The organism is Leisingera sp. ANG-DT (genome assembly GCF_000813785.1).
Classification (GTDB): Bacteria; Pseudomonadota; Alphaproteobacteria; order Rhodobacterales; family Rhodobacteraceae; genus Leisingera.
On record NZ_JWLE01000001.1, the window covers coordinates 80,625 to 105,481 of the forward strand.

25 protein-coding genes are annotated in these 24,857 nt (G+C 64.4%); 4 read left to right on the forward strand and 21 right to left on the reverse strand.

Annotation, left to right across the window (positions count from 1 at the left end):
• Positions 1-18: 18 nt before the first annotated feature.
• From RA21_RS00395 to purF, 7 genes are all read right to left on the reverse strand, one after another.
• On the reverse strand, positions 19-1,269 hold the full coding sequence (locus RA21_RS00395) for a M23 family metallopeptidase (protein ID WP_019295949.1): 1,251 nt from the start codon (positions 1,267-1,269) through the stop codon (positions 19-21).
• A gap of 102 nt (positions 1,270-1,371) precedes the next feature.
• On the reverse strand, positions 1,372-2,019 hold the full coding sequence (locus tag RA21_RS00400; protein ID WP_019295948.1) for a protein-L-isoaspartate(D-aspartate) O-methyltransferase: 648 nt from the start codon (positions 2,017-2,019) through the stop codon (positions 1,372-1,374).
• Entirely contained in the window at positions 2,016-2,810 is a 795-nt protein-coding gene (gene surE, locus RA21_RS00405) for a 5'/3'-nucleotidase SurE (RefSeq protein ID WP_039145461.1), read from the reverse strand. Before surE ends, RA21_RS00400 begins: the two co-directional genes overlap by 4 nt.
• Before the next feature lie 237 nt (positions 2,811-3,047).
• Positions 3,048-3,695, reverse strand: coding sequence for an SDR family NAD(P)-dependent oxidoreductase (locus RA21_RS00410; protein WP_039146405.1), 648 nt, complete (start codon positions 3,693-3,695; stop codon positions 3,048-3,050).
• Positions 3,696-3,807: 112 nt separating this feature from the next.
• Positions 3,808-4,068: a hypothetical protein gene (locus RA21_RS00415; RefSeq protein WP_019295945.1), complete on the reverse strand. Its 261-nt coding sequence runs from the start codon at positions 4,066-4,068 to the stop codon at positions 3,808-3,810.
• 156 nt (positions 4,069-4,224) lie between these two features.
• Entirely contained in the window at positions 4,225-4,812 is a 588-nt protein-coding gene (locus RA21_RS00420) for a DUF2199 domain-containing protein (RefSeq protein WP_019295944.1), read from the reverse strand.
• 109 nt (positions 4,813-4,921) lie between these two features.
• Positions 4,922-6,442: an amidophosphoribosyltransferase gene (gene purF / locus RA21_RS00425; RefSeq protein ID WP_019295943.1), complete on the reverse strand. Its 1,521-nt coding sequence runs from the start codon at positions 6,440-6,442 to the stop codon at positions 4,922-4,924.
• A 450-nt stretch (positions 6,443-6,892) separates the two neighbouring features.
• On the opposite strand from purF, the gene RA21_RS00430 reads away from it, so the two are divergent.
• The gene (locus RA21_RS00430; protein WP_039146407.1) at positions 6,893-7,309 is read left to right on the forward strand and encodes a VOC family protein; all 417 of its coding nucleotides are present in this window, start codon (positions 6,893-6,895) and stop codon (positions 7,307-7,309) included.
• A gap of 135 nt (positions 7,310-7,444) precedes the next feature.
• Here RA21_RS00430 and RA21_RS00435 read toward each other — a convergent pair whose 3' ends face one another.
• The 5 genes from RA21_RS00435 to RA21_RS00455 form a co-directional block, all read right to left on the reverse strand.
• Complete coding sequence (locus tag RA21_RS00435) at positions 7,445-8,125, reverse strand: Hint domain-containing protein (RefSeq protein WP_019295941.1); 681 nt, start codon at positions 8,123-8,125, stop codon at positions 7,445-7,447.
• 387 nt (positions 8,126-8,512) lie between these two features.
• Complete coding sequence (locus tag RA21_RS00440; protein WP_019295940.1) at positions 8,513-9,067, reverse strand: CvpA family protein; 555 nt, start codon at positions 9,065-9,067, stop codon at positions 8,513-8,515.
• Between the two features lie 42 nt (positions 9,068-9,109).
• Positions 9,110-10,471, reverse strand: a complete 1,362-nt coding sequence (gene radA / locus RA21_RS00445) for a DNA repair protein RadA (protein ID WP_039145462.1) — start codon at positions 10,469-10,471, stop codon at positions 9,110-9,112.
• 162 nt (positions 10,472-10,633) lie between these two features.
• Positions 10,634-11,416 carry a hypothetical protein gene (locus tag RA21_RS00450; RefSeq protein ID WP_019295938.1) on the reverse strand — a complete coding sequence of 261 codons (783 nt, stop codon included), beginning with the start codon at positions 11,414-11,416 and terminating at the stop codon, positions 10,634-10,636.
• Between the two features lie 146 nt (positions 11,417-11,562).
• The gene (locus tag RA21_RS00455) at positions 11,563-12,012 is read right to left on the reverse strand and encodes a paraquat-inducible protein A (protein WP_039145464.1); all 450 of its coding nucleotides are present in this window, start codon (positions 12,010-12,012) and stop codon (positions 11,563-11,565) included.
• Between the two features lie 303 nt (positions 12,013-12,315).
• Between RA21_RS00455 and RA21_RS22180 the strand changes: the two genes are divergently transcribed.
• The gene (locus tag RA21_RS22180) at positions 12,316-12,714 is read left to right on the forward strand and encodes a DUF5071 domain-containing protein (RefSeq protein ID WP_082008865.1); all 399 of its coding nucleotides are present in this window, start codon (positions 12,316-12,318) and stop codon (positions 12,712-12,714) included.
• An 8-nt stretch (positions 12,715-12,722) separates the two neighbouring features.
• Here the strand turns inward: RA21_RS22180 and RA21_RS00460 are convergent, their stop codons facing one another.
• The 9 genes from RA21_RS00460 to RA21_RS00500 form a co-directional block, all read right to left on the reverse strand.
• On the reverse strand, positions 12,723-13,469 hold the full coding sequence (locus RA21_RS00460; RefSeq protein ID WP_039145466.1) for an ABC transporter ATP-binding protein: 747 nt from the start codon (positions 13,467-13,469) through the stop codon (positions 12,723-12,725).
• Complete coding sequence (locus tag RA21_RS00465; RefSeq protein WP_039145468.1) at positions 13,466-14,248, reverse strand: MlaE family ABC transporter permease; 783 nt, start codon at positions 14,246-14,248, stop codon at positions 13,466-13,468. Before RA21_RS00465 ends, RA21_RS00460 begins: the two co-directional genes overlap by 4 nt.
• Positions 14,245-15,282, reverse strand: coding sequence for an alanine racemase (gene alr / locus RA21_RS00470; protein ID WP_039145470.1), 1,038 nt, complete (start codon positions 15,280-15,282; stop codon positions 14,245-14,247). The genes RA21_RS00465 and alr overlap by 4 nt, the downstream gene beginning before the upstream one ends.
• A gap of 113 nt (positions 15,283-15,395) precedes the next feature.
• Entirely contained in the window at positions 15,396-16,388 is a 993-nt protein-coding gene (locus tag RA21_RS00475) for an agmatine deiminase family protein (protein WP_342586508.1), read from the reverse strand.
• Between the two features lie 76 nt (positions 16,389-16,464).
• Positions 16,465-18,003: a replicative DNA helicase gene (locus RA21_RS00480; RefSeq protein ID WP_019295931.1), complete on the reverse strand. Its 1,539-nt coding sequence runs from the start codon at positions 18,001-18,003 to the stop codon at positions 16,465-16,467.
• Positions 18,004-18,337: 334 nt separating this feature from the next.
• Complete coding sequence (locus RA21_RS00485; RefSeq protein WP_039145472.1) at positions 18,338-19,015, reverse strand: orotate phosphoribosyltransferase; 678 nt, start codon at positions 19,013-19,015, stop codon at positions 18,338-18,340.
• A gap of 69 nt (positions 19,016-19,084) precedes the next feature.
• Complete coding sequence (gene pyrC / locus RA21_RS00490) at positions 19,085-20,128, reverse strand: dihydroorotase (RefSeq protein WP_039145473.1); 1,044 nt, start codon at positions 20,126-20,128, stop codon at positions 19,085-19,087.
• Positions 20,129-20,192: 64 nt separating this feature from the next.
• Positions 20,193-21,149 carry a hypothetical protein gene (locus RA21_RS00495; RefSeq protein ID WP_039145475.1) on the reverse strand — a complete coding sequence of 319 codons (957 nt, stop codon included), beginning with the start codon at positions 21,147-21,149 and terminating at the stop codon, positions 20,193-20,195.
• A gap of 161 nt (positions 21,150-21,310) precedes the next feature.
• Positions 21,311-22,372, reverse strand: coding sequence for a glycosyltransferase family 2 protein (locus tag RA21_RS00500; RefSeq protein WP_082008867.1), 1,062 nt, complete (start codon positions 22,370-22,372; stop codon positions 21,311-21,313).
• Between the two features lie 217 nt (positions 22,373-22,589).
• Here RA21_RS00500 and RA21_RS00505 point away from each other — a divergent pair, with 217 nt between their 5' ends.
• Positions 22,590-23,495, forward strand: a complete 906-nt coding sequence (locus RA21_RS00505; RefSeq protein WP_039145476.1) for an AAA family ATPase — start codon at positions 22,590-22,592, stop codon at positions 23,493-23,495.
• A gap of 58 nt (positions 23,496-23,553) precedes the next feature.
• Positions 23,554-24,804, forward strand: a complete 1,251-nt coding sequence (locus RA21_RS00510) for a vWA domain-containing protein (RefSeq protein ID WP_039145478.1) — start codon at positions 23,554-23,556, stop codon at positions 24,802-24,804.
• The last annotated feature ends 53 nt before the right edge of the window (positions 24,805-24,857 follow it).

A 24,857-nucleotide genomic window follows, 5' to 3' on the forward strand; every position in this document is an offset into this window, starting at 1 on the left:
AGCAAGTCTTTACCGCCGTCAGTTCAGGTAGCTCAGCGGGTCGATGCTCTCGAACCCGTCACGCACTTCGAAATGCACATAGGCATCATCGCCGCCGCGCAGCGAGGCGATGCGCTGGCCGCGGACCACACTGTCGCCTTTCTTGACGGTGATGTTGCCGACGTTCTGATAGACCGTCAGCAGCTTCTGGCTGTGGCGGATAACCACGATCGGCACATTGTTGGAATCCTTGGTGATCGCCGCCACCGTGCCGGCCTCGGCCGCGTTGACTGGCGCACCAGCGGCGGCCGCAATGTCGATGCCGTCATTGCGGCCCTTGGAATAGGTCTTGATGATCTTGCCCTGCACCGGATAGGCCATCGCCGCGCTGCTGCTGCGGGTCGGTTCAGGCAGTTCCGGCTTGGGCAGGGTTTCGGCGGCGGGCTTCACTGCGGCGGGCTCGACCTTTTCCTCCGGCAGCGGCTTGCTGGCGCTGGGCGGCACCGGAGTCTCCGATCCGGCGCCCGGCTCAGTCACCACCACGGGGGCTGCTGCAGCGGCAGGCGTCACCTCGGCGGCGGGCTGCTCTTTCAGGGGGATCAGCAGGTACTGGCCCTCACGCACTGCAAAATCGCTGCCGAGGCCGTTCCACTCCGCCAGCGACTTCACCGGCACCTGATAGAGCCGCGAAATGGTATAAGCGGTTTCGCCGCGCTTCACCTTGTGGCGCACCGGTTCCGGGCCGGCCTGCACCGCGGCGGGCTGCGGTTTGGGGGCGGGCTGGATTTCGGTGGTGGTCACCGAGCCTGCATTGGGGGAGGTCAGCGGCGCGGTGTCGATGGCCTGGCCTGCAAGGCTGGCGATATCGACCGAACCCGGCGTGGCATTTCCCGGCACGCTGCCCGGCGCGCGGCGCGGCAGCGCCAGAACCTCGCCCTGGCGCATCTTGTCGCCAGTCTCCATGCCGTTAAAGCGTGCAACCTCGTCGGCAGGCAGGCCGATGCGGGCAGCCACATCCCCCACAGTGTCGCCGCGCTGGGCGACGGCCACCTGGTAAGACGGGTAGGAGATCAGCCCGCGGGAGTCGGGCGCGGGGCGGTTCGCCGTGGCTGATTGCGCGGCACCTGCGGTGTTGAAAGCACCGATCTGGCCGCGCAGGTCGTAGTCCAGCGGGCTCTGGCAGGCCGCCAGCACACCGGCCAGCGGCAGCAGGGCCAGCATCCGGGCCCGGGGCAGTACCGTATGGGACAGGCCGCGGAACATCGTCCGGGCGGGGGGGATCCGGGTCATTTCGCTCTCCTCAAAACACGCATCCCCTTTTTCGCGGGGATTCTCTCGCGTCAATCACTATAGCCGATGCCATTTGCGGCTCGGCTGAAATCCGCCGCCAGTTTACGTGTCTTTCCCCAGGCCCTCAAGCAGCGGAACAAAGCGCACCGGGCGCAATTCGTCATACTCCAGCCCGTCCTCGGTCTTGCGCACCCGGATCAGGGTCTGGACGTGGTCAGACTGGCCCACCGGCAGCACCATGATGCCGCCCGTCTTGAGCTGCGCCAGAAGCGGTCCGGGCGGATCTTCGGCAGCCGCCGTCACGATGATGCGGTCAAAGGGCGCCTGTTCACTGAGCCCGTGGCTGCCGTCGCCCACCAGCGAGGTCACATTGGCCAGCTGCAGCTGCTCAAACACCGCCCGCGCTTCGCGCACAAGCCGGGCGTGGCGGTCGATGGTATAGACCCGGCGCGCCAGTTTCGACAGGATTGCGGCCTGGTAGCCGGAACCGGTGCCGACCTCCAGCACGGTGTCGCGGGGGGAGATCTGCAGCGCCTGGGTCATCATGCCCACCACCGAGGGCTGCGAAATGGTCTGGCCGCAGGCAATCGGCAGCGGCACGTCCTCATAGGCGCGTTCCGAGAAGATGCCGCGCACGAAAAGCCCGCGGTCGATCTGTTCGATCGCCTCCAGCACCTTCTGGTCGGTCACCCCGCGCGAGCGCACGGAGTAGACGAACTGCATCTTGGTTTGCGCGTCGGGCCCGCTCATGCGCCGGGGCCCTCGATCGCTTTCAGCGCCTCCATAGCGTCCCGCGCGGTCAGATCGGCGCGCATCGGAGTGACGGAGATGTAGCCGTCCAGGTTCACTGCCGCATCAGAGCCGGGTGCGGTCTCCACATGCTGGTTGCCGCCGCGGATCCACAGGTACCGCCGCCCGGTGGGCGACAGCTGCTCCTCGGCGGAGAAATGGGTGCCAGGGCGGACTCCCTGCGGTGCGACGCGGGCGCCCTTCACGTCCGCGGCCGGGACCGGCGGGAAGTTGATGTTGTAAAACAGCCGGTAATCCTGATTGTCCTGCGGCTGGGCTGCCAGGATCTTTTTCACCAGCGCGGCACCATGCACGGCAGAGGCCTCAAACGGATTGTCCGTCTCGCGGTTGGCCGGGCCGTAATACTGCGACAGCGCCATCGCCGGGATACCCTGCAGCGCCGCTTCCATCGCGCCGCCCAAAGTGCCGGAATACAGCGCGTTTTCAGCGGAGTTGTTGCCGCGGTTCACGCCTGACAGCACCAGATCCGGCTTTGCCCCCTGCATCGCCACATGAATGCCCGCCAGCACGCAGTCGGCGGGCGAGCCTTCGGCGGCAAAGCGGCGCGCGCCCAGCTGGCTCAGCATGGTGGGGCGGGTATAGCTGATGCAATGGCCGACGCCGGACTGTTCAAACGCGGGCGCCACGGTCCAGACCTCGCCTTCGGGGCCTGCGACCTCATGGGCAATGGCGTCCAGAACCTTGAGCCCCTCGGCGCTGATGCCGTCGTCGTTGGTGATCAGAATGCGCATGAAAAGCCTGCCTGCCGTCTTCAACCGGGTTTTCGATTGAATAGGACCTGCATCCGAACGGAGCAAGGTTTTCGCAGGCAGAAGCCGGATCCGCGGCAAAGCGGGGCAGGGAGGCAACAGGCGGGATGGCCGGGCGGAGCTCGGCGGGCTCCCGCGCCCTTGGGCTGCATCAAAGATGCCGTCCAAAGCCTTGGGCCGAGCGCCGCGCGGATGCGCGGCGCGGGCCGGTCTCGGAGGTCAGTCCGCCAGGATCAGCGGCAGCAGGCGTGCGGCCTCGTCCTGGATCGGGGTCAGCGCATCGCGGTCCTCGCCCGGATGGAAACGGGCGCGCAGGGCTGTGGCCATCGGCTGCGGCTCCAGGATCTTGACCTTGGGGCCGGTGCGCTCCGTCTCGGCCTGCCAGCTGCGGGCCAGCGCCATCTGCGCCGCCTTGGTGGCGCCGTAGGTGCCGTAGAACTTCTCGCCGGCTTTGGGGTCATCAAAGAACACCGCACGCCCCGTCTGGCCCAGGAGCGGCGCCACATAGGGGATCAGAACCGAGGTGGCCGTGGCGTTGATCGCCAGGGCCTTGGTCCAGTCCTTGGGCGCAACCGAGGGCGCCGGGCACAGGGCGGTTGCGTGGATCGCGGTGTGCAGCCACAGGTCCAGCTTGCCCCAGCGGTCATGGATGCCGCGGCAGAGCGTCGCCATCGCCTCCGGTACGGTGATGTCCATCGGCGCCAGGGTGGCAGAGCCGCCTGCCGCTTTGATGCGGTCATCCAGCTCTTCCAGCGCGCCGGTGGTGCGGGCGACGGCAACGATGTGATGGGTGGGCGCAAGCGCCTCGGCGAGGGCATTGCCCAAGCCGCGCGATGCACCGGTGATGAGAGCGATTTTGTCTGTCATGGCCGCCTTCTTGGGCCGCCCGCGCGGGCAGGTCAAGAGGCGGAAGGCAGCGCCAAGGATTTTCGAAAATCCTTGGCAAATTTCTTGGAAGAAATTTGGGCGGGCCGCTGGCCTAGCTGCCCGGCATCACCAGGCGCCTGGTTTCGCCGCGCTGGTTCAGCACCAGGCCGTGGGCGTCGATGGCAATGATCTGACCCTGTGACAGCTTGGTTCCGCGCTTGACTTCGCGGGTGCGGCCAGAGGGCAGGCGGATCAGCGCGCTCATGCTGTTTTCCGGCCCGTAGACGCCCAGCAGGCTCAGGTTGCTGCGGTTCACCGCATTGGGCTGGGTTGCCAGCCCCGCCACTTTGGCGGAGGTCTGCTCGTTCGCCATTTTGTCTGTCCTTCGTTGATCCGGATGGCATCTGGCGTGCCGGCGCAGGTGTTTCAAGCAGGCAAAACGGTCCTCGGCGGAAAGCTGCAGCCGGCTGAGAGGAGGACCGCCGATGATCCCGCGTCAGGCTGCTTGCAGCGGCCCCTTCGTCATGCCTCAGGCGTCATAAACCAGCGACGGCAGGTCGTGCCCGTAGGCATAGAGCAGCTCCAGCAGCTCCTCCAGCTCCGCGCCGTCCTTCTGCAGCGGGTAGAGCGGGTGGTTCTGTTCGGTGACCTTCAGTTCCGGGTACTGGCCGCCAGGGCGCATTTCCAGCATGCAGCCCGCGGGCATCGGCATATCCGGCGGGATCGCATTGGCCAGCCAGGCCGGCCGGTCGCCCAGCTTGTCGGTCTCGCGCATCTCAAAAAGGTCGAGATAGGCGTCAAAGTCATCGCGGCTGATGCTGGCCCAGGTGCCCAGGATGAACTCCTCGCCCCTTGTGCCGGACAGCGGGATTGCCAGCACTGCGCGGACAAAGCGCAGATCGCCAAGGCGGCAGAAATCCTCGGTCAGGATGTCGCCGCGGGTGGCGAGGACGGCAGAGTTGTCCTCCACCTCCAGATCCTCGGAACAGATGTCGGGCCGGTCGCAGCTGAGGCTGAGCAGCTGCGCAAACGTCGCGCCGCAGCAGCGGCACTGGCGCGGGGAGGTCAGCATGCGGGCAAGATGCGCGTCCAAGGGGCGGCCTTTCGTCAGGAGCATAGGAAAAGGCGCGGGCCGTCATGGCCAGCGCCTCCCCATGCAAAGTTCCGGGCCCTCATAGACGGATGCGGGCCAAAGTTCAAACCCCTGGTGGGGCAGGGCGCCCGCCTCAGCCGGTGGCCAGCTTGGAGGCGTTCCACGACGCGCCCGGTGCGGGCATGTCCTTGATCTTGGCACTGACCCGGCTGCTGCCTTCCAGCGCGTCCAGATATTCGTCGGTGACGCCGGTGATGTAGTTGCCGTCAAAGCAGGAGCAGTCAAAGCCCTGGATGTCCGGGTTGCCTTCCTGCGCCGCCCAGATCAGATCTTCGAGTTTCTGGTAGAACAGCGCATCGGCACCCAGTTCCTCGCGGATTTCCTCGATGCTGAGGCCGTTTGCGATCAGCTCATGCTTGGTTGGCATGTCGATGCCATAGACGTTCGGGTAAACCACCGGCGGCGAGGCGGAGGCGATATAGACCTTCTTGGCGCCGGCCTCGCGGCACATCTGCACGATCTTCTTGATGGTATTGCCGCGCACGATGGAATCGTCGATCAGCAGCACGTTGCGGTCCTTGAACTCCAGTGGGATCGCGTTCAGCTTGCGGCGCACCGATTTCTGCCGCTCCGCCTGGCCCGGCATGATGAAGGTGCGGCCGACGTAGCGGTTCTTCACCAGCCCCTCGCGGTAGCGGATGCCGGTGGAGTTGGCGACTTCCAACGCCACGGGGCGGGCCGAATCAGGTACCGGGATGATGCTGTCGATTTCCAGCCCCGAGTCCTGAATTTGCTTGGCCAGCGCCTGGCCCATGCGCAGCTGGGTCTTGTAGACCGAGACGCCGTCCATCATCGAGTCCGGACGCGCCAGGTAGACATATTCAAAGATGCAGGGGGTCAGCTTGCCCTCGACCGCCTGGAAGGTGTGCAGGTTGCCATCGAGGTCAATCAGCACCGCCTCGCCGGCTTTCACATCGCGGACTTTCTCGAAGCCGTTGATGCCAAAGGCCACATCTTCGGAAGCAATGCAGTAGTCGTCACCATCGCCCTGTGCCGGGCGCTTGCCCAGCGACAGCGGCCGGATGCCGTGCGGATCGCGGAAGGCCAGCATGCCGACACCGGCAATCATGCACAGCACCGAATAGGCACCCTGCACCCGCTCCATGGTCATCTTCACGCCGGCAAAGATGTTGCGGATCGGCTCGGCGTTGCCGTTGACCTTGATCGCATCGGCGACCTTGTCGGCCAGGACGTTCAGCAGGATTTCGGAATCGGAAGTCGTGCGCAAATGGCGGCTGTATTTGCCGGTCACCTTCTCGCGCTGCTCGGCGGTGTTGGTGATATTGCCGTTGTGGACCAGGTAGATGCCATAAGGCGCGTTCACGAAGAACGGCTGCGCCTCGGCGGCGCTGAGAGAGCCCGCAGTGGGGTAGCGCACATGGCCCATGCCGACCCGGCCGGTCAGGGTTTCCGCATCCGACGGCCCGAACACATCCTTGACCAGCCCGTTCGCCTTGCGCTCGCGGAAGAACTCGCCGGTGTAGGTCACGATGCCCGAGGCGTCCTGGCCGCGGTGCTGCAGCATCAGAAGCCCGTCATATATCTCTGCAAAGACTTCTGTGTCCCGGCTTGCGATCCCCAAAATCCCGCACATTGGCTGGCTCCAATCCCGATTAGTCCGATGGCTGATGGAAGCGGCTTGGCCGGCAGTCTAGCGCATTTTTCCGCGCCCGCGCCATTCCGGAGACACCAAAGCAGCTTGCCGGCAAAACGTCCGGAGCCTGATGGCCGGTTGCAGCCCTGCTCCCCAGCGCCGCGCGCATCGGGTCAGGTCCACAAGGGCAGGCGGGCAGCGTCTGCAGCAGCGGCAAGGCGGTGTGGCTCCGAATCCGTTTCCTGTTCGCGCCCTCACATAGAGGCTTTCGCAGCTGCTGTCATCACAGGATCACAAATGGCGCGGCGGCTCGCCTTGAAGGCTGTTGCCAATGGGGAGTTGCGGCTGCCGGGTGAGCACCAGGCAATTCATCGCGCCGGATCAAAGGCGGGCGGCAAAACGGCGGGAATACTGCTTGAATGGACCGGTTTCCCGAAGGACACTCAAGTCATGATTGCTTATGTCACAGTTGGCGCGGATGACATCGCGCGCGCAAAAGAGTTTTATTCGGCCATCCTGCCAGCCCTTGGCTACGCGCTGGAGGAGGGGCCTGCCGGGCTGAGCTACACGCTGCCAGCAAAGCCGGGCCGCCTAGCCGCCCAGCCTGATTACTACGTCAAACCGCCTTTCGATGGGCGTCCGGCCTCAGCCGGCAACGGATCCATGGTCGCCTTTGAAGCCCGCAGTCAGAATCAGGTCCGCAAGCTTCACGCCGCCGCGCTTGCCGCTGGCGGCTCCGACGAGGGCCAGCCGGGCTTTCGCGCCTCCTATGGGCCTCGTTTCTATGTCGGCTATCTTCGCGACCCTCATGGCAACAAGATCGCTTTGTTCTCCAGCAACCCGGATGAACCGGGGCGGGACGGGTAGGGAAAATTCTTTCAAGTAGCATGTGCTGCGTGGACTAGACGGAGCATATGCGGCAGTTCCAGCCCCAATCCGAAACCAAAGAATAGGCCCGCACGATGGCGGGCCCGAGGGGGGGAGGAATATCGTTGGGTGTGATCAGGCCGCGAGGATGCGGTCCAGAAGGTTGTCCAGCGGGCTGGGCAGGCGGGCGTCAATCTCGCCCATGCCGGTCTGCGACAGCGCGCGGCCGTCATCGCTGGCCAGCACCTGGCGGGTCTCGGTCAGCGACAGCTGGTGGAAGGCGGAGTCCTCAGCGGCGTCACCGGCGGGCAGCAGCATGCCGCTTTCGGCCCAGACCAGCTCTTCTTCTGCGAATTCGAAATGGATGCGGCCCAGGCGTTCCGGCGCGGCTGCGGTAATACCCTTGTAGCCGGCCAGGGCGATCAGCTTGGCGACGACAACCGGCAGGCCGAACAGCCGTTCCGCGGTGTCCATCTCCAGCGCCACTTTCTGGTCCGACGGCAGCATCAGGTCGGTGTCATTGCCCAGGGCGCCAGCCGGGATGTGCATCAGGGTGGTCAGGCGCGGCACCGCGTGCTTCACCGCTTTCACTTCCTGGGCACCGCCGTCAAAGGTGAACACCATGTCGCCAGGCTTGACGTCGCGGGCCTGCTTGAAGCCCTCTTCGGTCTCCACCAGCGTATCAGGCAGGAAGCCGCCGCTGCGGATGCGGGCGCGCTTGGGCGCCGGCTTCACGGACTGCGGCAGGGGATTGGTCAGCAGCAGAACATCAACCGGCAGGTAGTCGGCGAAATCTGTGGTGTGATCCAGCTGCATTTTGGTGTCCCTTCTGAGCGTCTTCGTCCCGGCGTTTTGCCGTTGAAGCCATGTGGCCCCCGAATTGGGACCAAATTGGGGCAGGCTTGCGTCGCATTTCGGGATGACGCGATTTTTTGGGGACAAAAGCCGCTTTTTCAGGGGTATTGTTAACCTTTTCACGGTGCAGGCTGAGGATTTATTAAGGTTTGACGCAATTTTTGAGACGCGCTCAAATGGCCTCCGGAGCCCGATTCTCTTTGGTTAACAAAGTGTTAATGTGAATTTGCGGTGTTAACGGCTGAACCCGTCATCCTGTGGATAACTGTGTGAACACATTGAAATTCAAGCAAAACGGGCGCCCCTTGGGCGCCCGTGCTTCTGCCTGAAGGTGGTAATCCCTTGGAATTACTGGCCGCAAGTACCGATCAGCGCTTCATATTGCTCGGTCACCCAGCCCAGAGCCTGCTCCGGATTGCGCTCCTCGATCTTGCCGGTCATGCGCGCGAACACCTCGGCAGAGCGGCTTTCGTCAACAATGGTAAAGGACTGCCCGGTCATCACCACGTCATAGAGGAAGAAGGCAATCGCAATCAGAAGAATGCCGCGCAGGACGCCGAAGAAGAAGCCCGCGCCCTGGTCCAACCCGCCAAGCGCAGAGCGCTGCACCAGGGTGGAGAACAGCGGCGTGAAGAAGGAGACCACAATCAGAGCCAGCGCAAAGACTGCGGCAAAGGCGGCGATGATCGACAATTCGCAGCTGTCGGCGATGAATTCGCCCACCACCGGGATCTCTGCCATCAGCGGCTCGACCTGCGGCGCAAAGATGAAGGCCAGCACACCCGCGGCGATCCAGCCGGCAATCGCCATCGCCTCGCGCACGAAACCGCGCGAATAGGCCAGCAGCGCCGATACCACGATGACCAGGGCCACGACCCCGTCGATAATTGTGAAACCTTCCATGTCCCTCGCCCGTTTGCCTGCGATCTCAAATTTTTTGCATCTTTAACCGGCCCCGAAGAATTCGCCAACAAAACCTGCCAGATCGCCTGATTTTCGCAAATTCAGGCCGTTCACGGACACGGTTTTGCTGCCGCCGGGGGCAATCGCCGCCGTGAAACCAAGTTTTTGCGCCTCTTTCAACCTGTTTTCGGTCTGCGGCGCCGGGCGAAGGGCGCCGGATAGCGAAATTTCTCCGAAAACCACCGTATCGGCGGGCAGGGCGACGTCTTCCCGCGCACTGAGAAGCGCTGCCGCCACCGCAAGGTCGGCGGCGGGTTCGGAGATCTTCATGCCGCCCGCCACGTTCAGATAGACGTCGAGGCCGGCAAAGGGGATACCGCAGCGCGCCTCCAGTACCGCCAGGATCATCGCCAGCCGCGATGAATCCCAGCCGACCACTGCACGGCGCGGCTGCGAATGCGGCGAGGGCGCAATCAGCGCCTGCATCTCGACCAGAACGGGCCGGGTTCCTTCGATCCCCGCAAACACCACCGATCCCGGCGACGGCTCGCCGCGTTCCGACAGGAACAGGGCAGAGGGGTTGATCACCTCGCTGAGACCGCTGCCGGTCATTTCGAAGACGCCGATCTCATCCGCCGGGCCAAAGCGGTTCTTGACCGCCCGCAGGATGCGGAACTGATGGCCGCGCTCACCCTCGAAATACAGCACCGTGTCGACCATATGCTCGACCACACGGGGGCCTGCGATCTGGCCCTCCTTGGTGACATGGCCAACCATGATAATGGAAATCCCGTGCCGCTTGGCAAAGGTTGTCAGCTCATGCGCGGCGGCGCGCACCTGGCTGACGGAGCCGGGCGCGCTGTCCACATGATCCGCCCACATGGTCTGGATGGAATCGATAATGGCCAGCTGCGGCCTTTCCGCTTCCAGCGTGGTGAGGATGTCGCGCAGGTTGGTTTCCGCCGCCAGCTGCACCGGCGCATCCGCCAGCCCCAGCCGCTGCGCCCGCATCCGCACCTGGGCAGAGGCCTCCTCGCCGCTGACATAGACGGTTTTGACGCCGGCCTGGGCAAACCGCGCCGCCGCCTGCAGCAACAGGGTGGATTTGCCGATGCCCGGATCGCCGCCCACCAGGATGGCGGAGGCGGCAACCAGCCCGCCGCCCAGCACCCGGTCCAGCTCACCGACGCCGCAGCAGGCGCGCGGCGGCGGGGTTTCCCGGGTGGACAGATCGGTCAGCTGGATGGTGCGGCCGCGCTTGATGCCCAGCGACTTCTTGGCGGGGCCGGAGGACAGCCCCTGATCCTCGCTGATGGTGTTCCACTCGCCGCAGCCCTCGCAGCGGCCCGACCATTTCGAAAAGCTGGCCCCGCAGGCGGAGCAGGAGAAAGATGTTTTTGCCATGGCTCTGACCAGTGGCAGATGTTTCCCTTTTGTTCAAGAGGTGTCGCGCGTGGCTCTGGCAGGATGCGAGGCGCTGCCTCGCGCTCCGGGGTATTTGCAACCAGAAAGAAGCGGTTTCTTTCTGGCCCATTATACACCGCGGGCAGCGCCCTTAGCGGCGCGTCAGTCGGCGCGCCGCGGCGGCTGGATCGGCACCACGCTGCCGCCTTCGGGATCCGATCCGTCGGGCTGCCCCTGCAATTGCGCCGACAGTTCCGGCAGCAGTTCGAACAGCTCGCCGCGCAGCCGGCCCAGATGCGACTTGGCGATGCTTTCCTCGATCTCCACGTCGCGGGTCCACTGGCGCAGCTCATGCATGATGATCTGGGCATCCTCCAGCCGCGCCTTGAAGGTTTCCAGCTCCTCCTGCCGCTGTTTCAGGAACATGCGGGCGCGGGCCACCTTGGCATCGGAATAGGTCTCTGCCAGTTCACGGCTCACCTGGCTCATCTGCGCGGCTGTCTCCAGCACATCCGGCTCCAGCCCCTGCAGATCCGGGTGGTCGCGCAGAAACGCCAGCCGTTCCTTCACCGCGTCAAATTCGGAGGCCAGGGTGAACACCCCGGCACGGTCGCCCGCGTGGGCCAGCTGATAGGCCTGCTTGACGTCCTCCATATTCAGGGCAAAGCGCCGGTGCGAGTGCTCCAGCGCCAGGACCCGCCCGTTGGCGGGCAGAAAGAACACCAGCATCACCGCCAGTGCGGTCAGCGCGATCTGCGCCATCATGCCGGCCTGCGGGTGGATGTCCGCGCCGAGGCCCGCCTGCAGCGACAGCCAGGGCCATATGCCCAGAGCGGCCAGTACCGTGGCCGTCAGCGCCGCCGCGGCCCCCAGGCAGATCATCAGGAACGAAAGCCGCATCAAGGCGGTCTGTGCGGTGAACAGGATGGATTGAATGCCGGCCATTGGCCCCCTCCAGCAGATACACGTGCAGACGCGGGGCCGGCGGGGCAGGGGGAATGCCCGGTCAGGGCGCAGCGTGCCGGTCCCATCGAAATGGTTTCACTTATCCGGCTTTATGAAATGGTGCGGTTTGCCGCCGGATCAAGCGCTTACCCGGCTTGCTGCCCCTTGGCGGCACGCTCTGTCAGCAGCCCCAGCACGATCGAGGCCAGGATACAGGCGGTGAACATGTAAAGCCCCCAGGCGGTCTCGATGGTCGCCAGGCCAATGCCCTTGGCCAGGGTGATGTAAAGCGCGATCAGGAAGATATCGGCCATCGCCAGCTTGCCCAGCACATGCAGCACCTTCTGCACCCGCGTGTCCATCAGGTTCCACTGCACCAGCGCGGTGCCGATGGTCTTGAGGTAGGGGGCAAAGATCGCAAAGAAGGTGACGATCAGCGCCAGCACCGCGTCGCTGCCCCAAAGGCTTTGCAGGCCCGTGATCACCGAGATCTCGCTGAGGCCGAAAATGGGCAGCAGCCCCGCCCGCATCAGGGGCGCAAACCAGGCGACAGGGTAGAGGATCAGGAGCGACAGGGTGAGAAGGCGGAGGGTCATGGCGGCTCGTTTTCTGCGGTTCCGCCAAGACTTGTGTGTTTTCCTACTGATTTGAAAGGGGGAAAACGGGAGCGGCCAACATCAGCCGGGCCGTTTGCGGCCCGGCCAGCGCCGTCCGCCCCCGTCAAACCGCAGGTTTGCCTCCGGCAAAACGGCGGGTGCTCCGCTTTCGCCCGCGGACGGACGCTGGCCTTGTGTTGGAAGCCGCTGGCGGGAGTATTTGAGTGCAGGTGAACTGGTGAAGGGCTGCCAGCTGTTCGCCGGGGTGTTTTAGTTGCATGTGAAACTTGGTACCGCGATTGCATGACACATTCTTTTCCTATTCCTCAAAGCAAATTTGATGTGCAGGCTGTTGAGCGTGCCTTGAACCTTGGCTCCCTGCCGGACAATGAAACCATTTCAGAGCTTTTTGAGTGGACGCAGGACGAAAACTGGCCGGTTGCCGGACCGGTTGCGAAACTGCTTTTGTCCTTTGGAAGCAGCATTGCGCCAACTCTTAGCGAAGTTCTCAATGGCGGCGACGCCACATGGAAGCTTTCGCTGCTGCGAGGCTTGGTATTACAACTTGAACCCGACACTTGGGTGTTTGTAGAGCCTGCCGTACGGCGCTTAGCAGAACATCCTACTGATGAGGAAGTCAGCGAGGATGTGAATAGTGCTGCGCAACAGGCGCTGGTGCAGCACTCAAATTTATCCGGCTGAGGCTTAGTCTACCGCACTGCCTCGATCGGCCCCTCCGCGCGGCCATGGATGAATTGCTCCATGTAGGGATCGCCCGAGCTGTCCATTTCGCTCACCGGCCCGGTCCACTGGATCACCCCGCCGTGCAGCATCGCCACGTTATCGGCAATGGCGCGCACCGAGGTCATGTCGTGGGTAATAGTCATGGCTGTGGCGCCCATCTCCACCACGATCTCGCGGATCAGGTCGTTGATGACGCCCGACATGATCGGGTCGAGGCCGGTGGTCGGCTCATCGAAAAAGATGATCTCCGGCTCTGCCGCAATCGCGCGGGCGAGGCCCACGCGTTTCTGCATGCCGCCCGACAGTTCCGAGGGGAAGAGGTCGGCCACTGCGGCGCGCAGACCCACCCGGCGCAGCTTCTCTATGGCGATTTCGCGGGCTTCCTCCTGCGGGCGTTTCAGCGCGCCGCGCAAGAGGCGGAAGGCGACGTTCTGCCAGACCGGCAAGCTGTCAAACAGCGCACCGCCCTGAAACAGCATGCCAAAGCGGGCCAGGAACTTATCCCGGTCGCCCGATCCGGCAGGCTTGCCATCAACGTAGATCTGGCCCGAGTCCGGCTGGATCAGCCCCAGAATGCTTTTCAGCGCCACCGACTTGCCGGTGCCGGAACCGCCGATGATCACCATCGAGGTGCCCTTGGCAATCTCCAGGTTCATGCCGTTCAGCACGCGGTTGTCGCCAAAGGCCTTGTGGACGTTTTCCATGCGGATCATAGCGAGAAGAACACCCCTGTGAGGACAAAGTTGGCGGCCAGGATCAGGACGGCAGCGGATTCCACCGACCCCTTGGTGGCGCGGCCCACGCCTTGGGCGCCGCGGCCTGACTGCATGCCGTAGTAACAGCCCATCATCGCCGCGATGGTGCCAAAGGCGGCGCCCTTGACCAGCGAGGAGATGATGTCGAGCGCTTCCAGGAAGTCGACCGTGTTCTTGAGGTAGGCCGCCGGGTTGAAGCCGAGGTTCTGCACCGCCACGGTGTAGCCGCCCATGATGCCGATGATGTCGCCGACACCGACCAGCACCGGCACTGTGATCAGCGCCGCCAGCACCCGCGGCGCCACCAGGTATTTCATCGGATGGGTGGAGAGCGTCACCAGCGCGTCAATCTGCTCGGTCACCTTCATAGTGGCGATCTCGGCGGCGATGGAGGAGGTCACCCGTGCTGCGATCATCAGCCCGACCAGTACCGGGCCAAGCTCGCGCACCATGCCGATGGCGACGATCTGCGGCACCACGGCCTCAGCATTGAAACGGGCGCCGCCCGCGTAAATCTGCAGCGCAAGCGCGCCGCCGGTGAAGATCGCGGTGAGGCCGACAACCGGCAGCGACAGCCAGCCGACGTTCAGCAGCGCCTGAAAGAACTCGCGCGGGTAATAGGGCGGGCGGATCATGTGGCTGAAGGCAGACAGTGCAAACAGCGCCGCGCGGCCAACCGCCGACATCCCGGCCAAAGCGGTGCGGCCCAGCCGGGCCAGAAGAGCAAGCGGATTCATCCCAGATATGTCCTCGCCGAACGGTGGCCGGAGGAGGTCAGGATCTCATATCCGATTGTGCCGGCCGCATCGGCCAGCATGTCCACGGTCTGACGCTCATTGAGGATTGCCAGCGTCTCCGGCACCTCGGCTAGGTCGGTGACATCCACCGTGATCAGATCCATTGAGACGCGGCCCACAACGGGGCAGGGGGTCTCGCCTGCGTAGACCTGGATGCCGCCCTGGCCCATCGCCCGGTGCAGCCCGTCGGCATAGCCGGCGGCAACAGTTGCGATGCGGCTGGGGCGCCGGGCGACCCAGGCATTGCCGTACCCGGCGCTTTCGCCCACTTCCATATCGCGCACCTGAATGACCGGCAGGTCCAGCTGAACCACCGGCACCGCGTCGGTGAACGGCAGCCCGCCATAAAGCCCGACTCCGGGGCGGCAGAGGTCAAAGTGATAGTCCTTGCCGAGCAGCATACCGCCGGTGGCGGCCAGCGAGCGCGGCACCTCCAGCCCGTCGGTCATTTCGCGGAAGGCCTTGAGCTGCTGCGCGTTCATCTCGTGCGAAGGCTCATCGGCGCAGGCCAGATGCGACATCAACAGCACCGGGTTCTGGCCCAGGGCGATCTCTGCCACCGCAGCCCATTCGCCATGCTCCATCCCCAGCCGGTTCATGCCGCTGTCCAGCTGCACGCCAAAGGGATGGCCCGGCAGCGTCTCGAAATGGCGCAGCATCTGATCCAGCGAGTTCAGCATCGGCGTCAGCTGGAAATCTTTGAGCAGCTTCGCATCGCCCTCCATGTGGCCAGAGAACACCGAGATGCCGGGGCCAGGCCCCAGCGCACGGCGCAGCGCGCCGCCTTCCTCGGCTGCCGCCACAAAGAAGTTGCGGGCGCCCGCCTTGGCCAGCGCCTTGCCCACCCGGCCTGCATCCAGGCCGTACCCGTTCGCCTTCACCACGGCTGCAGTCTCGCAGCCCGTCAGCGCATCCAGATTCCGCCAGTTGGTGACCAGCGCATCCAGGTTGATTGTCAGTTTTGCCGTGCTCATGGCGTGTTCATGACATGGGAGGGGCGCACGTCAAGGGGGAAAACCGCAGGAAAGCGGCGAACCGGCAGCTGCATGCCGCAATCGCCGGATCACACGGCTGTGCGCCGCAGATTTCAGGCGGGCATCTGGTGGGTGGCGCAATGGATGCCGCCGCCCAGCTCTGCCAGCAGATCGGTGTCCAGCATCACCAGCTCACGCCCGGGATAATGGCGGCGCAGAGCCTCCGCGGCCAGTGCATCGGTGCGTTTGTCGCCGCTTTCAGGCGCGATCAGCCCGCCGTTGCAGACGTAATAGTTCACGTAACTGCACTGGCTGTTCACGTCCCTGATCCGCCCGGCCTCGGGCCAGGGCAGGGTGTCCACCTGAAGGCCCGCCTCCTGCAAGCGCTGCTGCAACTGCCGGGCCGAGGCATCAAAGGGATCATCCGGCACAGGTGCCTCTGCCAGCATCATCAGCACGCGGCCCCCGCCGGAAAAGCGGGCCAGTCCGTCGATGTGGTCATCGGTCACATCCTGGCCCTTGACGCCCTTGCCCCAGATCATCCGGTCGGCGCCATAGGCGGCCAGCAGCGCCCGTTCGATCTGATCGCGGCTCAGACCGGGATTGCGGTTCTTGTTCACCCAGCTGCTTTCGTTCGCCATCAACAGGCCATGGCCGTCCGCCTCCGCCCCGCCGGCCTCGCCCCTGATGCCGCTGTCAAACAGCGGCAAGCCCAGCCGTTCCGCCACCCGTGCAGCGATGCGTTCGTCATTGGGCAGATGGTAGCGGCCCCAGCCGTTGAAATTCAGCTGCCGCAAAGAGAGCTGCCCGCGCCCGTCGCGCGCGAACAGCGGCCCGGAGTCGCGGCACCACAGGTCGTCTGCCGGAATGTCCCACAACTCCACATTGCTGGACAGCTTGCGCCGGGCGCGTGCGTGTTCCTCTGGCGCGGCCAGCATCACCACCGGCTCAAACGCCGCCACCGAATTGGCAATCCGCGCGATCTGCTTCTGCACCTGCTTGCGGTAGCGCCCGGTGCCATAGACCTGCGGCGTCACCGGCCATTGCATGAAGGTCAGCTGATGCGGCGCTTCTTCGGGCGGCACCCGGAACCCGTCCTGTGCCATACCCGGACCTCCCGCAATGGTCAGTACGCCGGCGCCCGCGGCACCAGCCATTGAACCGGCCAGAAACCGGCGGCGGTTAATAGCCGCCGTCCTCATGCCCCTGCTGCCAGGCCTTGGCGAGGTTGCCGAAGCGGGTGAACTGCGCCTCAAACGACAGCTCCACCGTGCCGATAGGACCGTGACGCTGCTTGCCGACGATGACCTCGGCCTTGGCGTGCAGCCGCTCCATCGCTTGCTTCCATTCTTCCATCTTTTCCAGCTCGTGGTCGCCGGGCTTTTCCCGTTCCTTGTAGTATTCCTCGCGGAACACGAACATCACCACGTCGGCGTCCTGTTCGATAGAGCCGGATTCCCGCAGGTCCGACAGCTGCGGGCGTTTGTCTTCGCGGTTTTCCACCTGACGCGACAGCTGCGACAGCGCGATCACCGGGATGTTCAATTCCTTGGCAATCGCCTTCATCCCCATCGAGATTTCGGCGATCTCGTTCACGCGGTTGTCCGACATGCCGCGGCAGAGCTGCAGATAGTCGATCACCAGCAGGTCCAGCCCGTGGGTCCGCTTCAGGCGGCGGGCGCGCGCGGCCAGCTGCGAGATCGGGATCGCGGGCGTGTCATCAATGAACAGCGGGCAGCTTTCCAGATCCTTGGCCGCCTGCACAAAGCGGCGGAATTCGCTTTCGGTCATGTCGCCCTGGCGGATCTTGTGCGATGAGATCTCAGACGCTTCCGCCAGAATACGCCCGGCCAGCTGCTCGGCGCTCATCTCGAGGCTGAAGAACCCCACCACGCCGCCGTCCAGCGCGCCTTCCGATCCGTCGGGTTTCACCCCGCGTTTATAGGCCTTGGCAACGTTGAAGGCGATGTTGGTCGCCAGCGACGTTTTCCCCATAGAGGGGCGGCCTGCGAGGATAAGAAGGTCCGAGGGATGCAGGCCGCCAAGTTGCTTATCGAGGTCCATCAGGCCCGTCGAGATGCCGGCCATTCCGCCACCCCGCTGATACGCCTCGTTGGTCACATTGACCGCTTCTGTGACGGCCTTCAGGAATGACTTGAACCCGCTTTCCGTCTGGCCCTGCTCGGCCAGCTGGTAAAGCGACTGCTCTGCCTCAACGATCTGCTCTTTAGGTTCTGATGCCACGTCAACGCGGCGCGCCTTTTCTGCAATCGACTGACCCAGGGCAATCAGCTCGCGCCGGATCGCCAGGTCGTAAATCATCTGCGCGTAATCCCGAACCGCAAAGGCAGAGATCGACGCGCCAGCAAGCTTGGCCAGATAGGCCGGCCCGCCCAGTTCCTTCAGCCCCTCGTGGTCCTCCAGAAACGCTTTCAGCGTCACTGGCGAGGCCAGCGCGTTCTTGGAGATCCGCGCAGCCGCAACCTCATAGATGCGGGCATGGACCGGGTCATAGAAGTGCGACGAGTCGATGATCAGTGCGATCTTGTCGTAGACCTCGTTGTTGGTCAGGATCGCGCCCAAGAGCTGCTGTTCCGCCTCCACCGAATGCGGCAGCTCGTTGTCCGGCATCGCCTGGTCCGCTTGCGCGGGGGCCGGCAGATGCTCCGGCATCGGGGCGGGGGGCGGCATGTCGCCGTCGAAAGGGGTAATCTCGTTCATCACTGCTCTCGTCACTCGGCCCGCTTATACGGTGCCGCGCGGGGTTCTCCTATCTGGGAATCTCTGTGGATTCCCTGTGGATAAAGCCGCAGGGTTTGTGGGCCGTTTACCATAAAAGGCCAGTAAGCCTGTCCTATCCAGGCTACATGATGCGGTGCTGCCTGGGAAGGCCCCAAGATCTGCGCTTCAACCTGCGCGGGAAGCGATTCGAGCCGGGCTTGTCCACAGCCCGGCCTGTAACGCTTTCCCTTGCGTAAGGCGAATGTCCGCCTGTGCGGCATCCGGCTTCGGAATGCAGGGCAAACTGCCCGCCCACCGAAGCCGTTGATCTGCTTTACGCTTTATGGGCTTCCTGCCAGGCGCGCGGGTCTTTCAAGAACTTCTCCACTTCGGCCAGCGTCTCCTCGCTGAAGCTCTTCTGCGCCTTGGCTTCGGCCAGAACATCCCACCAGGTGCACAGGTAGTGCAGCTCAACACCGTGGTCGCCCAGGCGTTTGGTGGTTTCGGGGAAGATGTCGTAATAGAAAATCACCGCGGTATGGCCGCAGGAGGCGCCGGTTTCGCGGATCGCATCGACAAAGGACAGTTTGGAACCGCCGTCGGTGGTCATGTCTTCCACCAGCAGCACGCGCTGCTCCTCGGTCATCACCCCTTCGATGCGGGCATTGCGGCCGTAGCCCTTGGGCTTTTTGCGCACATAGGTCATCGGCAGCGCCATGCGCTCGGCCACCAGCGCGCCAAAGGGAATGCCCGCCGTCTCACCGCCCGCAATATTATCAAACGCCTCGAACCCCGCGTTGCGCATCACGGTCACGGTCAGGAAATCCATCAGCGTGGTCCGGATGCGCGGAAAGGAGATCAGCTTGCGGCAGTCGATATAGCTGGGCGAGGGCAGGCCGGAGGCCAGCGTGTAAGGCTCATCCGTATTGAAGTTCACCGCGCCGATTTCCAGCAGCATCCGGGCTGACAGGCGAGCGATTTCTTCACGGGAGGGGTATGAGGTGGGGATCATGGTCGGGTCCTTTCAGGCGCCAGGAAAATTCGAATTTTCCTAGCAAATTTCTTTGAAGAAATTTACGGCTCAGCCGCCGGCGGTCCAGTAGACCGGGAAGCCCGGATCAAACACCGTAACCGGCCCGTCGCCGCTCTCGATCTTCTCCGGGAACTGAACCGGCGCATCCTGCTTGGTCAGCGTCAGCGTCTCGCCGCTCACCGGCAGGCCATAGAACGCCGGACCGTTTTCCGAGGCAAAGCCCGCCAGCTTGTCCAGCGCGCCCTCTTCCTCGAACACATGCGCCAGCAGGGACATGGTGTTGGTGGCGGTGAAACAGCCGGCGCAGCCGCAGGCGCTTTCCTTGTTGGGGTCGGTGTGCGGCGCCGAGTCGGTGCCCAGGAAATAACGCGCATCACCAGAGGTTGCAGCGGCCCGCAGCGCCAAACGGTGCTCCTCGCGCTTGGCCACCGGCAGGCAGTAGTAATGCGGCTTGATGCCGCCCACCAGGATGTGGTTGCGGTTGATGATCAGGTGGTGCGTGGTGATCGTCGCGCCCAGGTCCTTGTCCTGGCTTGCCACGTAATCAGCAGCGTTCTTGGTGGTGATATGCTCCATCACCACGCGCAGGCCGGGGGTGGAGGTGCGGATCGGGTCCAGCACCCGGTCGATGAACACCGCTTCGCGGTCAAAGATGTCGATGTCGTGGTCAGTCACTTCGCCGTGGGTGCACAGCGGCAGGCCAATCTCGGCCATCTTCTCCAGCACCGCGCGGACGTTGTCGAAATTGGTCACGCCGGAGGCCGAATTGGTGGTCGCGCCCGCCGGATAGAGCTTCACCGCCTTCACCAGCCCGCTGGCATGGGCCGCGGCGACATCCGCCGGGTCGGTGTCCTCGGTCAGGTACAGCGTCATCAGCGGCTCAAACGCCATGCCTTCCGGCAGCGCCGCCAGAATGCGGTCGCGGTAGGCCGCGGCCTGCGCCCCGGTCACCACCGGCGGCACCAGATTCGGCATGATGATCGCGCGGCCGAAATGGCGGGCGGTTTCGGGCAGCACAGCCTGCAGCATGGCGCCGTCGCGCAGGTGCAGGTGCCAGTCATCGGGGCGGGGGATGGTCAGCGTCTGGGTCATGCGCGTGCGTTAGCACATGGCGGCGGGGAAACAAAGCGGCTGAATGCGCCCGCCCGCCGCCCGCTCAGCGTTTTTCCGGGATCCTGAATTCACCGCTCTCGGCGCGCTTCTTCATCTCTTCCAGGCGGCGGCGGAACCGCGGTGCCCGCATCCGCTCCGTCACATTGCGGCACAGCAGCGCCATCAGCACCCCGCGGTCCTCCCGCTCCAGCCGCCCCAGGAGGTTGCGCAGGAAGAAGGAGTTGTTGCGGCGGCTTCTGAACAGCTTGTAGAAAGCGGCGCCCGTCAGCTTGCCGCTGCCCGCCAGCGACAGGATGTGATAAAGCATCTCCATCTCGATCAGCCGGGTCTGCACCGCGCCGCCCATATTGGTGGCCCGCAGCCGGGTCACGTTCTTGCGGGCAAACAGCGCCCCATGCATCGCGTCCAGCCGCTCATAAGGGTCATAGATCACAAAGGCCTGGCCCGCCGCATCCAGCATGTCCGGGGCATAGCCGTAGCGGTCGGTGAAGGACAGCCGCCGGTTCTCGGTGAAACGGTCGTCCCATTCGGTCATCCGCGGATCCAGCGTCGCCTGCGGCTGAACCGCCACCACGGTGGCACCGGGCGAAGCCACCGAATAGGCCGCCGCCGCATAGCCGCAGGGGCCTGCGCCGTAGAAGATCACATTGTCGAATTCATCAAAGAACCCGTCGTCGATCAGCTGGTCGAAAAAGCCGTAAATGCGCCCCTCGCGGAACCAGGTGTCGCCGTCAGAGACCACGCACATATGCGACCAGCCCAGGTTCTTCACCAGATCAAAGCCCAAGGGCTGCGCCTGATCCGACAGGTTATGGATGCCCTGCATGGTCTCAAACGTCACCAGAAGGGTGTTGCCCTGGTCGATGAAGGTGGCGAAATGCTTGTCGCCCAGCGGCTGATACATGCCATGCTCTTCCGCCAGCGCCGCCATCCGGGCCTTCCATTGCGGCGGTTTCAGACCGGAGAGGTCCTCATCCAGATTTTCGAGTCCGTCCTGCATTACAGCCACCTTTGATACCCCCGGTACGCCTAACGGCGGATTTGTTAATTTACGGTTAGGTGACAAATAAGGCTAAAATTGGAAAAACTAGGGCCGCTTTGCTGTCTGGGACCGGGCTATCGGCGGGCATCTGCCCGCTTGCCTGGCCCGTAACTGCGCCCTCAATCCTGCAGTTTTCCGCTTTCCGCCGCCAGCCCCAGCATCGCAAAGCGGCGCATCTCCGCGCCCTCCGCCGCCGTCAGCACCCGCGCAGGCGGTGTCATCAGCAGGCGGGCAAACAGCGCCCGGTTTTCCTCCGCCAGCATCAGTTCCTTGAACCGGGCCTTGCGCCAGGCCACCGCAGCGCCGTGCAACCGGGCCAGGTCCGCGTCTGCCATCAGCTCCGCCTGCAGTGCCGCGCGTGCGGGCGCACAACGGGCTATCGAGCGGTCTTCACAGGCCGCATAGTTGCGCTCCACCCAGTAATCCATGCCCAGCCGCGCCTGCCGGTTCACCCGGCCGCGGTCCGCCTTCAGCACATAACTCTCCATCGCACCCAAAGGGTAATGGTTCAGCTGCGCCAGGCGGTAATTCGGCTGGCCGTAATCGGAAAACAGCCGCTTGGTCTTGAAGTCCCCGCCCAGCTCGCGCCCTTCGCAATCGAACCAGCGGTAACGCTCCAGCCGCGCCTTGTCGCGGATGCTGCGGGGCCGGTGCACACCGCATTTTCCATAGGTGCCGTTGTTGCGGTAGAGCGTCTTGAACATCACTGCCCGCCAGGGCCAATGGATCACCTCGGGCGCGCAGCACGTGAACTGCCCCGTCACCGGGCGGTCTTCGTAGGCCACAACGCCGCCATTGCCGAACAGCCGCCACGTGAGGGTGATGGCATCCGCATCCGGCAGCGACGCCAGCAGGTCCGCCACCGTGCCATCGCCGGTCTTGATGCAGGGAAACTCGTCAATATCCGCGACCAGCACCCAATCCGCGGCCTTCATCAGCGGATGCTTGTCGGCCACCTTCAGCGCGGTGAATTGAATACCCTCGCTGCCATATGGCCCGTCGTTGCGCACATGCGCCAGCTGACCCATTGCCTCCAGACGGTCCAGCATGTGATCCGTGCCGTCCTGGCAATCGTTGGAAAACACCAGGAAATCGGTGAAGCCGGCGGCGCGGTAATGGGCAAGCCATTCCAGCAGAAACGCACCCTCGTTGCGCACGCAAAGGACCGCGAGCACCCGCATCGTCACACCCGCCCGCAGCGCAGCACTGCAGGTTGAAACCGCATGTAAGGGGTCTTGCTCATGCCTCAGCCTTCTTTGCTTTGCCGCCAGTCTTACCCGAAGGCGGCAGCGATACAAACCTTTGCGTGCCACTGCAGGGCCGCAGCGTCGCGGCCAGCCGCCGCTTGACCGATGCGCCCGCCCATGGCCTGTTGGGCGGGGTTAGGGGAGGCTCCACATGCAGGCACAATCCATCGAACAGGTGCAAGAGCTGCTGTCGCAGCAGGGCTACGTTTGCGGCCGGGCGCTGGCCACCGTGGTCTTCCTGTCGCTGAAACTGGGCCGCCCGCTGTTCCTGGAGGGTGAGGCCGGCACCGGCAAGACCGAGATCGCCAAGGCACTGGCCGCCAGCCTCGGCCGCCGTCTGATCCGCCTGCAATGCTACGAAGGTCTGGATGCCGCCAGCGCCGTCTATGAATGGAACTTCGCCGCCCAGATGGTCGCCATCCGCACTGCTGAGGCCGCGGGCAGCGCCGACCGCGCCGCGCTGCAGAATGAACTCTTCTCGCAGGACTACCTGATCGAACGTCCGCTGTTGCAGGCGATGCGCCCGGACGAACACGGCGCCCCCGTCCTGCTGATCGACGAGCTGGACCGCACCGACGAACCGTTTGAGGCCTTCCTTCTGGAGGCGCTCAGCGACTTCCAGGTCACCATCCCCGAGCTTGGCACCATCCAGGCGCCGGAGCCGCCGATCGTCATCCTCACCTCCAACCGCACGCGGGAGGTGCATGACGCTCTCAAACGCCGCTGCCTCTACCATTGGGTCGACTACCCCGATTTCCAGCGCGAACTTGACATCCTGCACGCCCGCGCGCCCCAGGCCAGCGAACAGCTCAGCCGCGAGATCGTCGCCTTCGTGCAGTCCTTGCGCACCGAGGATCTGTTCAAGAAACCGGGCGTTGCGGAAACCATCGACTGGGCCAACTGCCTCTTGGCGCTCGATGTCATCGCCCTCAGCCCCGAGGTGATCGCCGACACCCTCGGCGCCATCCTGAAATACCAGGACGACATCGCCCGCCTGCACGGCTCCGAGGCCAAGCGCATCCTTGATGAGGCCAAGGCCAGCCTGGACGCGGCCTGATGCTTCATCTTTCTGGAAATACTCCGGGGGTATGGGGGCAGCGCCCCCATGAGCGCTAGTGCCTGACTACCCGCCGCTCTCCCTGCCGGACGACCCCAAGCTGCTCCGCAACATCACCCACTTCGCCCGCGCCCTGCGCAAGGCCGGGCTGCCCGTCGGCCCTGGCTGTGTGCTGGATGCGGTGCGCGCGGTGGCTGCCGCAGGCTTCACCAGCCGTCAGGACTTCTACTGGGCCTTGCACGCCTGTTTCGTTACCAAGCCGGAACAGCGGGTGGTGTTTGCCCAGGTCTTCCGCCTGTTCTGGCGTGATCCGCGGTATCTGGAGCAGATGATGGCCGCGATGCTGCCCGCCATCCGCGGCGTGCAGGAGGAGCGGCCCGCAAAACCTGCGGAGAAACGCGCGGCAGAGGCGCTGCTGGACGGCATGCTGGAGCAGCCGGAACTTCCGGAAGCAGAGCCGGAAGGAACAGAGATTGAGATCGACGCCTCCCGCACCATGTCGGTAGAGGAACGCCTCAGGACGCTGGACTTCGAACAGATGAGCACGGCTGAGATTGCCGCCGCCAAGCGCATCCTGGCGCAGCTGAAATTGCCGGTGACGCCGATCCAGTCCCGCCGCCTGATGGCCGCGCCGCGCGGGCAGCGGGCCGACTGGCGCCGCACCTTGCGCCATGCCGCGCGGCAGGGTGGTGACTTGCAAGAGATCGCCCGCGCCAAGCGCCGCATCCGCTGGCCCAATCTGGTGGTGCTCTGCGACATCTCCGGCTCGATGAGCCAGTACAGCCGCATCATCCTGCATTTCCTGCACGCCGCGGCAAATGCAAAGGGGCAGGGCTGGGCACGGGTACACGGCTTCACCTTCGGCACCCGCCTGACCAACATCACCCGGCATCTGCAGCAGCGCGATGTGGACGCGGCGCTGGCCGCAGCGGGGGCAGAGGCGCAGGACTGGGAGGGCGGCACCCGGATCGGCGATTGCCTGCATGCCTTCAACCGCGACTGGTCGCGGCGCGTCATGGGGCAGGGCGCAGTGGTGCTGCTGATCACCGACGGGCTGGACCGCGGCGACCCCGAGGGCCTTTCACGCGAAATGCAGCGCCTGCAGCTGTCATCGCGCCGCCTGATCTGGCTGAACCCTTTGCTGCGCTGGGACGGCTTTGCCCCCAAGGCGCAGGGCATCCGTGCGATGCTGCCCTATACCGACAGTTTCCGCGCCGGCCATTCCATCGCTTCGCTGCAGGACCTCGCACAGGTGATATCCAGCCCGTCGGACGCGGGCGAGAAGGCACGGCTGATGGCGCTGCTCTGAGACGCATGCCGCTTGAAACCAGCGCCGCAAGCGCCGATGTTTGAACGCAAACC